The 13358-nt window shown below is 62.1% G+C and carries 10 protein-coding genes; 5 read left to right on the forward strand and 5 right to left on the reverse strand.

The window, feature by feature from the left end; translation table 11 throughout:
* From VGY55_06865 to VGY55_06875, 3 genes are all read left to right on the forward strand, one after another.
* The coding region (locus VGY55_06865) for a hypothetical protein (GenBank protein ID HEV2969693.1) at window positions 1-1190 on the forward strand (1190 nt) is incomplete at its 5' end.
* 163 nt (window positions 1191-1353) lie between these two features.
* Window positions 1354-2280, forward strand: a complete 927-nt coding sequence (locus tag VGY55_06870; GenBank protein HEV2969694.1) for an ABC transporter ATP-binding protein — start codon at window positions 1354-1356, stop codon at window positions 2278-2280.
* Between the two features lie 94 nt (window positions 2281-2374).
* Window positions 2375-3361, forward strand: coding sequence for an NF038122 family metalloprotease (locus VGY55_06875; protein HEV2969695.1), 987 nt, complete (start codon window positions 2375-2377; stop codon window positions 3359-3361).
* Window positions 3362-3368: 7 nt separating this feature from the next.
* On the opposite strand, the gene VGY55_06880 is transcribed toward VGY55_06875, so the two are convergent.
* The 3 genes from VGY55_06880 to VGY55_06890 form a co-directional block, all read right to left on the reverse strand.
* Entirely contained in the window at window positions 3369-5183 is a 1815-nt protein-coding gene (locus tag VGY55_06880; GenBank protein HEV2969696.1) for a M14 family metallopeptidase, read from the reverse strand.
* A 296-nt stretch (window positions 5184-5479) separates the two neighbouring features.
* Window positions 5480-7207, reverse strand: a complete 1728-nt coding sequence (locus VGY55_06885) for a M14 family metallopeptidase (GenBank protein HEV2969697.1) — start codon at window positions 7205-7207, stop codon at window positions 5480-5482.
* 158 nt (window positions 7208-7365) lie between these two features.
* Window positions 7366-7917, reverse strand: coding sequence for a hypothetical protein (locus tag VGY55_06890; protein ID HEV2969698.1), 552 nt, complete (start codon window positions 7915-7917; stop codon window positions 7366-7368).
* Between the two features lie 274 nt (window positions 7918-8191).
* Between VGY55_06890 and VGY55_06895 the strand changes: the two genes are divergently transcribed.
* Complete coding sequence (locus VGY55_06895) at window positions 8192-9643, forward strand: cation:proton antiporter (protein ID HEV2969699.1); 1452 nt, start codon at window positions 8192-8194, stop codon at window positions 9641-9643.
* Between the two features lie 154 nt (window positions 9644-9797).
* Here the strand turns inward: VGY55_06895 and trpA are convergent, their stop codons facing one another.
* Together trpA and trpB are read right to left on the reverse strand one after the other, a co-directional pair.
* Window positions 9798-10595 carry a tryptophan synthase subunit alpha gene (gene trpA, locus VGY55_06900; protein HEV2969700.1) on the reverse strand — a complete coding sequence of 266 codons (798 nt, stop codon included), beginning with the start codon at window positions 10593-10595 and terminating at the stop codon, window positions 9798-9800.
* 76 nt (window positions 10596-10671) lie between these two features.
* Window positions 10672-11874, reverse strand: a complete 1203-nt coding sequence (gene trpB, locus VGY55_06905) for a tryptophan synthase subunit beta (protein ID HEV2969701.1) — start codon at window positions 11872-11874, stop codon at window positions 10672-10674.
* Between the two features lie 466 nt (window positions 11875-12340).
* Here trpB and mutM point away from each other — a divergent pair, with 466 nt between their 5' ends.
* The gene (gene mutM, locus VGY55_06910; GenBank protein HEV2969702.1) at window positions 12341-13189 is read left to right on the forward strand and encodes a bifunctional DNA-formamidopyrimidine glycosylase/DNA-(apurinic or apyrimidinic site) lyase; all 849 of its coding nucleotides are present in this window, start codon (window positions 12341-12343) and stop codon (window positions 13187-13189) included.
* Window positions 13190-13358 lie beyond the last annotated feature (169 nt).

The following is a 13358-nucleotide window of genomic DNA, read 5'->3' on the forward strand; positions in this document are numbered from 1 at the left end:
CGCCGGCGCTCGTCGATGAACTGGGAAACCCGCCCCCAATGAGAAACCGTCCGGGAGTTAACCTGAGCCCCGCAGTCGCGCCAGAGCTGTCTGACTCCCTCGAATCCGAGGGCAGCTACGGCGCTGGCGTCGGCGGGTGGAGCGATTCGAGCGCCGTGTCAGGCGCAGCGCGCGGCGCGCTCGGCGACGCCGCTGGGATCGATATTCCGCGGGCCGGGTTCGTGGCCTGGATGCTGGCCGCGTATCTCGTCGTGTTGGTGCCCGTGAATTGGGGGCTGTTCAAAACGTTGCGGCGCGTGGAATGGGCCTGGATCGCGGTGCCGCTGATCGCGCTGGCCGGGGCAGTCGTCGTGACGAAAGCGGCGAATCTCAATATCGGCTTCGCCCGCTCGCAGACGGAAATCGGTGTGCTCGAATTGCATTCGGGCTATCCTCGCGGACATCTCACGCGCTACACGGCGCTCTACACATCGCTTTCAACGAGCTACGACGTGCGGTTCAACGATCCGTATGCTCTCGTGCGGCCAATGGTGCTCGAAAGCCAGGTGCGGCCCGGAGCGACTTGGGAACCGACGACCTACACGATCCGCCAGGAGGCCGATCTGCGGCTGGGAGGTTTCGGCGTCTCGTCGAATTCGACCGCGATGCTCCACAGCGAGCAGATGCTGGACCTGCCCGGAGCGCTTTTCTATTCCTCGGCCGACGGTCCGCCGATGGTTTACAATCGAACCGGCCTGACATTCGATCAAGGAGGCGTGGTCCGCTTGGCGCCGAGCGGAGAATTGCAAACTGCCTGGCTCGGCCCATTCGCGCCGGGCGAAGCGGGCCGGCCGTTGGAATTCCATACCGTGCCGGCGGAGACGCCGCCGCTGCCGCAATGGCACGACGACCCAGCGGCCGCGCCTGGCATACCGCCCCTGAGACTGAGAAAGCTCGCGGCGATGGTCGTAGATCGAAACGGTTTGAAACCTGGAGAGATGCGATTGGTCGCGTCGCTCAGTCAGCCGCTAGGCGGAATGGAAGTTGATCCGGCGGCATCGCAAACGACCCGCGCCGCCGTGCTGGTCGTCGCCCATTTGCACTACGCGCCTCTCGACGAGCCGCTAGCCGATCGCAATTCGCGTCAAGAGCCGGTGCCGTCAATCCGCGAGGAACCGCTCGACCCCGACGCTCCCCCCGCGGGTTTATAGGGTGACGGAGTGGCAGATTGAAAAGGTGACAAATTATCCTCATCATCATGGCGACGACCAGCCACACTGCGCCGCGTAAACGCGGCGGCTAACGATTGTCGCTCGCGGTTCTGTTCCGTTTCGTACTTCGTCCTTCGCACTTCTCTAACCCCTCGCCCATTCCGTGATCGAGCTGCGCGACTTCTCGAAGCGCTACGGCGATTTCAAGGCAGTTGACAAACTGAACTTGAAGATCGAGGCCGGGGAAATGTTCGGCTTCATCGGGCCCAATGGGGCCGGCAAGAGCACGACGATCCGCTTTCTCGCCACACTGCTCAAGGCCAGCCACGGCGAAGGGATAGTGAACGGTCACAGCGTCACGCGTGATCCGCTCGGCGTGCGGCGGAGCGTCGGCTACATGCCCGACAACTTCGGCGTCTACGACGGGATGAAGGTTTGGGAGTTTCTGGATTTCTTCGCCGTGGCCTATCAGATTCCGCGGGCGCGGCGGAAGCAAGTGATCGCCGACGTGCTCGAGCTGCTCGATCTGGTTCACAAGCGCGACGACTTCGTCAACGGCCTATCGCGCGGCATGAAGCAGCGGCTCTGCCTCGCCAAGACCCTCGTCCACGATCCGCCCGTGCTGATCCTCGACGAGCCCTCGAGCGGACTCGATCCGCGGGCGCGGTTGGAATTCAAAGCCCTGATGAAAGAGCTGCGGCGGATGGGCAAGACGATCCTGATCTCGAGCCACATCTTGAGCGAATTGGCCGACTGCTGCACGTCGATCGGGATCATCGAGCGAGGTCAGCTTTTGATGCACGGCCCGATTGAGGATGTCTATCGCCGAATTCGCCGCAACCGGCTGATCGAAATCAAATTCGTCGACCGGATGGACGTCGGCCTTTCGATCGTCCGCAGCATGCCGGAAACGCGCGACGTGCGCGTCGAAGACCACCGGGCCACGATCGAGTTGGAAGGGGACGATGCCAAGGTGGCCCAGCTTCTCGACATGCTCATGCAGCAAGGGGTGCGGCTGCGGAGCTTCAACGACAAAGACCCGACGCTGGAAGATGTTTTCATGCTGGTCACCAAGGGGCTGGTGACGTAGGCCAAAAAATTGTTGTGTTTGCCGTAGCGCGTAGGTATAGTGCGGTCAAGCTCGTCCCCTTTGCGACGCACCTTTTGATTGAAGCGAGCCGCTAATGAACCGACGCACCGGCGTAGTATTTTATCGTTTGCGGCGGCGCCGTCTTGCGATGGCATTTCTTTCGGCCGCGCTTTGGATTGGCGCGAGCGCCCGAGCACACGCGGGCCTCATCATCACTCCCGCGTTCGATAGCACCATCACCAGCGATCCCAACAAGGCGGCGATCGAAGGGGTGATCAATCAGGCAATCGGCGTGTACGAAACCCATTTCACCGATCCGATCATAGTCTCGATCGACTTTGCGGAAATGACGAGTGGACTGGGCCAAAGCAGTTACACCGTCTATAAGATTTCCTACCAGCAGTTCATCAACCAGCTTGTTGCCGACGCGAAAACGAGCGACGACGCCACGGCGCTTGCTCATCTGCCCAAGGGCGCGAACAACCCCGTCAACAACTCCACGAGCATCAACGTGAAGCCCGCCAACGCGAGGGCCATTGGAATCTCGCTCGGCGGCGGGTTCGACGGCACCGTTAAGCTCAATACGCACATCACCGATATTGGGAGTCCCGGCACGAGCGGCCAATACAGTTTGTCGGCAGTGGCCGAGCATGAAATCGATGAGGTCCTCGGCCTCGGCTCGGACGCGGGGGGCACCGGCTTCTTCACCGATCCCACTCCCGAAGATCTCTTCCGCTACACATTGGGCCCCGGCGGCGTCCGTAGCTACACGAACACGGGCGACAACGCCTATTTTTCCATCGATGGCGGCACAACCGACTTGGCGCGGTTCAACCAGGGCAACAATGCCGGCGGCGATTACGGCGACTGGTGGAGCAACAACGGCGGCGGCAATCCGGGAACGAATCCTCCGGCTCGCGTGCAAGACGCCTTCGCCTATCCCAATCGACATCCAGTCCTCGGCGTTGAGCTGCGAGCGCTGGACGTCATTGGATACAACTTTGTTCCTGAGCCCGGCTCGGTCACTCTGCTCATCCTGGGATTGGCTTGCTTCGCCCTGCGCTTCGCTAGCAAGCGGTAGACCCAGTCTACGGTCTGCTTCGTTCGTCGCTTCCTCCCTTATACGACTGTACCTTCACGGTGAACGGCCCGGCGCCCCCAACGATCCAGCGGACGTACATTGCCCCCATGCTGGGAATTGTGTCTAGGCGGATCGCGCTCGGCCGGCGTTTTTGCTCCTTGGCGTTCTCGAAGAACTGATCGGTCGCGTTCAAGGCGGCCAGCACCTTGAGTTTCGGTCCCGAGAGTGTGACCAGATCGGGCGGGGTGATCTTGTTGGCCACGTCGGCCGCGGAGTGGGTCGGGATCATCCGCTCGTTCGAGATTACGGCCGTCACTTGTGACAAACCGCCAGCGAGCGGTTTCACTTCGATCTTCTGCACCTTCACCAGCGGCAGTTGGTCAGCGTGATACAGCGAGAATGCCATGTTGCGGTGGCATTCCTCCTCCAACAGAAACGACGGGGGCTGGCGGAGCCAGTTCTTTTTCAGCCCGCCGACCTCGATCCACCCATAGAGCGGATGCTCGACTTCGTGCCAGGGGACGATGCCGTCGCGCATGAGCAGATCGCGATTGAATTCGTGCAGTTTGTCGTCGCCGCCAGAAAAGGTGTCTTCGCTGGATGCGCGCCGATAAAAGTTGAACGGCGTGAACAACTCGTTCGTCAGCGCGAATACACCCCGCAGCTTATAAAGCCAATCGATCTCGCAGCCGTAACATTCATAGAGATCTTTGGCGACGTTCATGTATTTGTAGCCGGGGAGCATTTTTTCGCCGCGATGGCCGATCGCGTCGAAGACCTCCAGATCCGCCGACTCGTACGAATCTCCCTTAACGCCCGGCCCGCAGAGAATCATCCCGCCGGAATTGTGATATGACTGGGCGCCGGCGATGTTGAGGTGGTCGATGATGAAATCGGCGACCATCCGATTCTCGAGGACCGAAAACGGATAGCGATACGCGCCGCTCTGGACGTAGTCCGGCTCCCAATGCCAGCCCCAATCGCGATTGGGATCGTAATAGTCGCGCCGGGCGCGATAGACCTTTCCTTCTCCGGGCCGATCGTATCGCTCTTGGCCGAGCAGCGTGTAGTCTCCTTTCTCGTCCGGCTTGGCGGGGACCATCATCTCGGGAAAACCCGGATCGGGCTTGTAGCGGCCGTTCGGATCGCGGACGCGCATCTCGGTCAGGTTGCCGTCCTTGTCCAGATCGTCGCGCGGGTCGTCGCGCACCGCCCCCTCGCGATCGTCACCGACCGGGCGCTGGCCTGGCCTCGGGCTGTGCGTGCTGTTCGGCCGGTACATGTGGGCGTCGCGCGAGTCGGGGCTCATCATCGACATCAGGTAGAAAGTCCGATCGTCCACTAACTGACGGACAAACGGCACTCGGTCGTACATCTCCAGGAGATACCAGGCGGTGTAGAGCACGACTTCGCTGGCTTGAATCTCGTTGGCATGGATTCCGCCGTCGATCCAGAAAGCGGGCTTGTCCGCATCATTCCCCTTGCGGAAGTTGGTGATGGTGAGCACCCACATCTCGCGGCCGCCGAAGGATTTTCCGAGGATCGAGAGCCGCGCGCGCTCGGGAAACGCCTTGGCCAATTGCTGGAGCAGCTTGCTTGCGGCCGCATGATCGTGATAGCGGTCCCAATGCGCCTCGACCTTGGGAGTGGCCGTCGCGCCTTGCGGCTGATAGGGAACTACGCCTTCGAGCGATGGATGGCTTACCGCTGTCGATGGCGCGTCAGCAGACGCCGGTGAATTGTCCGATGGTTTGTCTTCGCCGTGAGCAGGTAGAGCAGAATTAACGATCGAGCCCAACAGCAACGAAGCGAGGAGTAACAAATCCGGCCTGAAAGGCCGAAGGAGCCCAGCCCAGGGTGCAGTCCGCCGCGGCGGACGGAGCCCTGGGATCGAATCCCCCGGGCGCGCTGCGGCCTGAAAGGCCGCTCGGGGTCCAGCATCAAGCCATTTTGCCATCGGTCGATACGCTCTCGCGCCCTTTCAGGGCTTCTCGCTTTGGGGGCATCGCAACCCAGGGTTGCACTCGCCGTCCTTCCGGACTGCTTCGTTTCACCCTGGGCTTGGTTCCGCCGGCCTTTCAGGCCGAAGTCACTTGTGCCCAATTGATTAATCTGAAGTCACTTCAATTCAACGGTCGTGCTGTCCGAGCCGACCGCCGGGGCGGAGACCGTGATTTTGGCTTCTCCCGGCTTACCGTCGGGCGTGCGGATGAGCCAGGCCCACTCAGTCTTCTCGCCGCCGCGGAGGCGATCGAGTTCTTTCTGTGGCGTTCCCTTGAGGTACGTGCTTCCCTTCTGGGCTTCCAATTTGAGCAATAGCGGCCAGATTTCGCCGGTGATCCGACCCATCTCCGAAGCCGTGGGAAGATAGCCGGTGTTCGCCACGCTGACGGTGATTCGCTGGATGCCGTCGCCAAGCGGTTCGACCTTGGCCTCGTGAATCTTGATCCGCGGCAAGAGGCGAGCCAGCTCGAGCAAGAAATCAGTGTGCTTCTCGGCCAGCGGATCGAGTTGTTCCGCGGGTGGATTCAAGAGCAGAAATGGCTTAAAGCCTCCGACTTCGACCGTCCGATTTGGGAAGTCGGGATGCTTGATGGGGTTCCACGAAACAAAGCCGTCGATCTTCTGCCGCTCGAACCAGCGCAGGGCGTTCACAGAATCCGCGCCACGCGTCTCCTCCGGCTTCTTCTCTTCGCTCTTCTTCGCCTCGGCGGTTTTGTCATCCGCGGATTTCTCCATTGCGATTGCGATCTTCGGAATCCACCAACCGCGGGCGGCAAACGACCAGCGGCCAAATTGAAAGTAGGCCCATTCGGAGAACGAGCCTGCGCCGTTGGGAGACGGCGGCGCGTCGCTGCCCCCGTGCAGCTTGCGATACTTCTCGGCGATGAATTCGTATTCGGCCAGGTCGTCGCGCTGGACGTGGGTTTTGACCCTCCCCTCCTTGTCGTCGGGTTTCCAGAGGTGCATCATGTTGTCTTCCGGTGAAAAGCAGAAGACGACGGCGATGTTGTGGTGGTCAAACGCAAAATCGGCCACCGCCCGGGTTTCGACTTCCGAGACGGCATTCGGCCCGGCGCCCGGTTTGAAGTACGGGTAGCGAAACGGGAAGTTGCGGTTGAACGCCACGCCGCCTCCGCGTGCCGGACGATCGGCATCATCGTCGTCGTGCCGCCCCTCGACGTACAGGTCATACGTACCGTGCTCGTTCTTCAGCGGGTCCGCCTCAATCAGCACGCGCGGGTCGCCGGGGTGCGGCAGGTAGAGGCCGGTCGGATCGGCCACCCGCATCATCGTGATCCAGCCATCGCCGTTGAGATCTTCGGCCTCGTCGCCGCGGCCGGCATCGGGGTCGCGCTCGTCGGCCGCCTTTCGCAGATTTCCCTCGCGCTCGCGAAATGGCTTCTGGAAAAAGGCCTCGCTCGCATCGGGGCTGGGGCGCGGGATGATGTAAATCGTCAACTGGTCGAGCAGCACTTTCACCTCCTTGTCGGCGGCGGAGCGCTCGATGAGCCTCCGCGCCATCCGCACAGCCAACTCGCTCCCTACAAGTTGCGGAGCATGCACATTTCCGACCACCAGGATCGCCGGCTTTTCCGCCGTCTTGCCGGCGCCGATCGTGATCGCCAAAATCTTGCGGCCGCCGAGCGTCGTGCCGAGCGACGAAACTTCGGCGACTCCGTGTTTCGTCAGCGCTTCGACTTGGCGCGCGAATTCAGAATAATCGGCGTAGCCCTCGATCGCGCCCTGCGCAGCGCGCGCGTTTGTCGGCGCGAACGCGAGCAGTAGGATCGAGACGGCGCAAGTCGAGAACCAAACCTGCCGCCCGATTGCGATGAATAACATGATGCCTGAGTCCTTGCATTGCGACTGTCCGCAATTCCGACTCTGCTTTGCCCATGCGAGAAAAGCAAGCCCCGCGGCTTGATTTGCGGGGATTCGAAGAGTGTAGTCCTCACGCTCCGCCGTGAGGTTTGTCCTCACGGCGGAGCGCGAGGAGCCCGCTACTCGATCATGAACGGCTTGCCTGGCCGGTCGCCGTCTTGATCGCGGCGTTCCCATTCGCGGCGGACTTCGCCCAGCCCGTAGACGCAGAGTTCGAATTCGTGGCTCAACCGTTCGAGCAGAGCGTTTTCGTCGAGCTTGTCGTCGCTCGTCGGGATCGTGCTGGCGATGTAATATGCCCGCTTGCCATGCTCGCAGTAGTCGAGGAAGAAATCCTTCCGCGGGCCGCGCTGGAAATACTCGAGCGCCTCAGGATAGAGTCCGGTCCAAAACAGCGTGAAATCGCCGATGTGCCGGTGGACCGCGCGGCGGGCCTCGCCCACGCGGGCCTCCGCCTCGGCCAGCATGTCGGCCACGGCATCGAGCCGCCGCCCGCGGAGATTGCGGACGCTGAAGACCGCGTCGTTGCGGACGAAGCGCGTCAGCAGGTCGCCGAGATACTCGACCAGCGCCGGATCGGCCACGCCCAACCGCGTGCCGAAGGCGTATTCGGTCAAGCCGGCAAAAAAACGCCGCAGATTTCCCGGCTGACTATTCGCTGACGGATACATCGCCCTCTCCACATCTACCGGCCGAAACGGTTAGCGCTACCGCTCGGGCTTTCGCAATCGCGCTCGTCCGCCAATTGCAACTTATCGGCTGCTCGCGTGGTCATTCTTTGGAACAATTCGCCCAAGGAGGTCTTTTGATGGTGGAGCCGGGTCAAGTTGGGAGCTTGGATGCTGCTCCGCATGACTCAGAGCACCACTGTCGCACTCTCCGCCAGCGAGTCGTGTTACACTACTTTGATTGTAATTCGACGACGCGAGAAGTGAACAACGTTCCATGACTGAAATTCAGCTCTTTGCCAGTTCGGACGCCGACGCCTTGCTTCAGGCATTGCGGCATCTGAATCTCGAAAGCATCCTTCTGCCGGTGCTCTTTCAACTGGCGATCATCGTGCTCGCCGCCCGCCTCTTTTTCGTGCTGTTTCGCAAGTTGCGGCAGCCGGGCGTGGTCGGGGAGATTGTGGCCGGATTGGTCCTCGGTCCATCGGTGCTCGGCTATTTTTGGCCGGGTGCGGAGGCGGCCATTTTCCATCCGAAGGTCGCGGGAGTCGATCCCCAGATCTTCGATATCGTCTTGCAGCAGACATTTTCGATGATGGCTCAATTGGGGCTGATCTTCCTCCTGTTTTTGATTGGCCTGGGCTTCGATTTCAGTCATTTACGGCGGCAGGGGCGGGCGGCGGCGGCAATTTCGGCGGCCGGAGTAGCACTGCCGTTTCTCTTGGGCCTGGCGCTCGTGCCGCTGCTCATGCCGCACCTCGAACTGCATCCGGAGGGCGGGCCGGTTCCTCCGCTTGGCTTAGCGCTTTTTCTCGGGACGGCGTTATCGATCACGGCAGTCCCCGTGCTCGGGCGGATCATGATCGAATTGGGCATCACACGAACGCAGCTCGGCGCCGTCACGATCTCCGCCGCCGCGATCGATGACGCCGGCGGGTGGATTCTGCTTTCCACCGTGGCGGCGATCGTGGCGGGACGGTTCGAGATCGGCAGCGTCCTGCTGCGCGTCGGATTAACGGCTGGTTTCGCGATCGCGATGGTATTCGTCGCCCGGCCGCTGTTGTTGAAGTGGACTGCCGGCGCCATGCGTCGCGGCGGCGGCGATCTCGGCCTCAACGATTTGGCCCTGCTCATCGTCCTGATCCTCCTGGCATCGCTGGCCACCAGCTTGATCGGAATCTCGGCCGTGTTCGGGGCGTTTTTCGCGGGGGCGGTCCTGTCGAGCGACGAGCCATTCCGCGAGGCGGTAACTCGCCGGCTCAGCGATTTCATGACGGTCTTCTTCTTGCCGATCTTTTTCACTTATACGGGGCTGCGGACCGACATCGGCTCTCTGCATTCACTTTGGATGTGGATGCTGTGCTTGCTGGTGATCGCCGCGGCAGTCGTCGGCAAGCTCGTCGGCTGCGGCCTGGCGGCACGGTTGAGCGGGTTCTCGGCCCGCGAGTCGGGCTGCATTGGCGCGATGATGAATGCCCGCGGTTTGGTCGAGTTGATCGTGATCAACCTGGGCTACGAAATGCGTGTGATCCCCAAGAGCGTTTTCTGCATGTTGGTGCTGATGGCGGTCGTGACCACAATAATGACCACTCCGATCTTGCTGCGGCTGATGCGCGGGACCGAGTTGGAGCCGTACATCCTGCGCTCGGGATTCCTGGCGAAGACGGTCGCATCGCCAGAGGAGCGCGCCCCACATACTCCCTCTCCCTCTGGGAGAGGGCCGGGGTGAGGGGATGCACCGCCGGCCCTTAAGCAAACCTAAATCAAATGTGCCCTCGCACGGCCGAAGGACACTTCCCCTCACCCAACCTCTCCCAGAGGGAGAGGAGTTCGAACAACGCTCCTTAGCGCGAAGTGAAGGTGCTCGGCGTCACGCCGGATGGTCACGGATTGAGCGCCGCGAGCATCTCCGCGGCGAAGTTGCCGACATCGGCGAGCACCTCGTCGCGCGGCTTGCTCTCGGCCTCGGCAATGCGGCGGACGATCGCCGAACCGATGATCAATCCGTCCGCCACCGGGGCCAGCGTGCGAACGTGCTCCGGACGGCTGATCCCGAAGCCGATACAGATCGGCAGCGGCGTTTGCAGCCGCAGCCAGTTGACGTTGTCGATTAGATCGGGCGGCAACTGGCCGCGCTCGCCGGTGATTCCGGTGACGGAAACATAGTACAAGAAACCGGTGGACGACTCCGCAATCCGCAGCGCCCGCTCGCGCGGCGTCGTCGGCGTGACAAGCTGAATCAAGCTGAAACCTGCCGCGCGGCAGATGCGCGCCAGTGCCGCCGATTCCTCGACGGGCAGATCGGGAACGATTGCCCCGGCGATCCCCGCCCCACCAGCGTCCTTCACATATCGCTCCAATCCGTGGCGATAGATGATCGCATAGCTCAGCATCGTCACCAGCGGCGCCGTGAGCGCCGGCGTGACGCCGTGGGCCATACTCAGAATCTGGGCCAGCTTGACCTTATGGGCGAGGGCTCGGGTGTAAGACGCCTGAATCACCGGCCCATCCGCGATCGGATCGCTATAGGGGATGCCCAGCTCGCAAAGATGGCAGCCTCGCCCGACCAGCTCGCGCAGCAGGGCAGCCGAAAACTCGAGATCGGGATCGCCGGCCGTGATGAACGGCATCAGCGCTTTGCGACCTTCGGCTCGAAGCTGGCGAAACAGCGCATCGATCATAATTGTAGTAGGCACGCTCCGCGTGCCGTAACCGCCGCGGCACACGGAGTGTGCCTGCTACTTCAGTGAATGAGAGCTAATAGGAAACTCCGCGCAACCGCGCGATCTCCGCGGCGTCTTTGTCACCACGGCCGGAGAGACAGACGACAATCACATGATCTTTCGGCCGCTCGGTAGCGAGCCGCGCCGCCTCCGCCACCCCGTGCGAGCTTTCCAGGGCCGGCAGTATTCCCTCCTTGCTGGCGACCAAATCGAACGCCGCCAAAGCGTCCACGTCGCGGCAGCTTGTGTACCGCACTCGGCCCGTGTCTTTCCAATAGCTATGTTCCGGTCCGACTCCCGGATAGTCCAATCCGGCGGAGATGGAATGCACGTCGCAGGTTTGCCCGTCTTCGTCTTGCAACACATAGCTGAAGCTGCCGTGCAGCACGCCGGGGGATCCAAACGACAGGGGCGCGGCATGATCGCCGGACCGGTCCGAGCGGCCACCCGCCTCGACTCCCACAAGCTCGACCCCCGGCACTTCGATGAACGGATAAAACATCCCGGCGGCGTTGCTCCCGCCTCCGACCGACGCCACGACGAGATTTGGCATCCGCCCAAGCTGGGCGCGGCATTGATCGATCGTCTCCTCGCCGATCACCGATTGGAAATCGCGGACAATCCGCGGGAACGGGTGCGGGCCGACCACCGAGCCAAGGATATAATGAGTGGTTTCGACCGAACTCATCCAATCGCGCATGGCTTCGTTGATCGCGTCGCGCAGGGTGCGCGAGCCGCTCGTCACCGGCCGCACCTCCGCCCCGAGCAGCTTCATGCTGAACACATTCGGCTTCTGCCGCCGAATGTCTTCCTCGCCCATGTAGACGACGCATTGCAGGCCAAAGCGCGCACAGGCCGTCGCCGTGGCCACGCCATGTTGCCCAGCCCCCGTTTCGGCGATCACGCGGCGCTTGCCCATCCGCACGGTAAGCAGGGCCTGACCGAGCGTGTTGTTGATCTTGTGCGCGCCGGTGTGATTGAGGTCTTCGCGCTTAAGATAGATTTGCGCCCCACCGCAATGCTCGCTCAGCCGCTCGGCATGATAGAGTGGCGACGGCCGGCCGACGTAGTGCCGCAGCAGCCGCTTCAGTTCATTTCGAAACCGCTCGTCGCCGCGCGCCGCTTCGTATTGCGCCGCCAGTTCGTCGAGCGCTCGAGTCAACGTTTCGGGGACAAATCGCCCGCCATAATCCCCGAACCGTCCGGCCTCGGTCGGCACATGTCTGGCGGCGGGCATGTCGGCGGCGGAGCGGGAAGGCGGCATTGGAAAACCCTAAGCGAGGCGAGCGCGGTGCGTAAGCCCTCCATTGTTAATCGCCCGCCGCGCCGGTCAAGCCCTGCAAGGCGCTTGCGAGCGTGCCATTGTCGGCCCAGTCGGAATTGCCTGTCGACAAACTCCTCTCCCTCAGGGAGAGGCTGGGTGAGGGGAAGCGCCAAACGGCTCCACCGTCGCGTGCTTTGTTATTTCTGCAACGGCAATTTGCTAGAATCGGAAGTCAGTCGCTCAAGCTGATTCTTCGCAGGTCAATCCATGCCGGAAAAATACCGTCTGCAATCACAACAAACCGCCGATCGTGTGCACCGACTCCGCGAACAGGCGTTCGCAGACATTCTTCTCGCATGTGGAATTGATCCAGATTCGGGGCCGCGCCGAGCGGACGCAAGGCACCCTCACCCCGCCCCTCTCCCAGAGGGAGATTCGCATGCCCGAACTGCCTGAAGTCGAGACGATGCGCCGCGGCATCCTGGGGATCGTCGGTAGCCGAATCGCTGGCGTCGAGCGAGCGCGCTGCCGCCGCCGGCCGATCGCGATTGAACCCGCCCTGAATCGATTTCGGCGAACAGCGGTGGGCGCGACGATCGCGGGCATCGGGCGGATCGGCAAGCGAGTCGTCGTCCAGCTCGACCGCGACGCGGCAATTGTCTTCGAGCCGCGGATGACAGGGTTGGTGCTGCTGACCGAGCCGCCGACGCTCGAACACCTGCGGCTACGAATCAAACTGGACGCCGGTCCGGCAAAAGAGTTGCTCTATTGGGACCGCCGTGGTCTCGGTTCCGTGCGGCTGCTCTCCAATGCGGAACTCGCTGATCGCTTTGACGAATCGACCCTCGGCCCGGACGCGCTGGCAATTTCCGCCGAGCAATTGGCCGAGCGACTGGGCGCGAGTCGCCGCGCGATCAAGGTGGCCCTGCTCGATCAGCGAGCCGTCGCCGGAATCGGAAACCTGTACGCCGCCGAAATCCTGCATCGCGCCGGCATTCATCCAGCCCGGCGCTGTGATCGATTGAAAGCCACCCACTGGCGGCAACTCCAGTCAGCCATCGTCGAGATTCTCCAAACGGCCATTCGCTTCGAGGGTTCCACGCTTGGCGACGGCACGTATCGCAACGCCTTGAACCAGTCCGGCGGCTATCAAAACCATCATCGCGTTTACGACCGGGCCGGCGAACCGTGCGTCAACTGCGGCGCGGGCCGAATCGAGCGGATCGTGCAAGCCCAACGCGCCACCTTCTTCTGCCCCAAGTGCCAGCCCCGCCGTCAGAACGCCTAACAAGTCCGGCGGGGACTGTCCCATTTTGCGCAGTCCGCGGAGCAAAACGGGGACTGTCCCCTTCTCCCAGCCGGATTTGTTAGGCGCCGTGAGCACCTGGTGCGAGTTATTCATTGACAAAACCGTCCTATACTTTGATTGCAAGCGGAATGCGCTCCGACCTCTAATC

Source organism: Pirellulales bacterium, from assembly GCA_035939775.1.
Lineage (GTDB): Bacteria > Planctomycetota > Planctomycetia > Pirellulales > DATAWG01 > DASZFO01.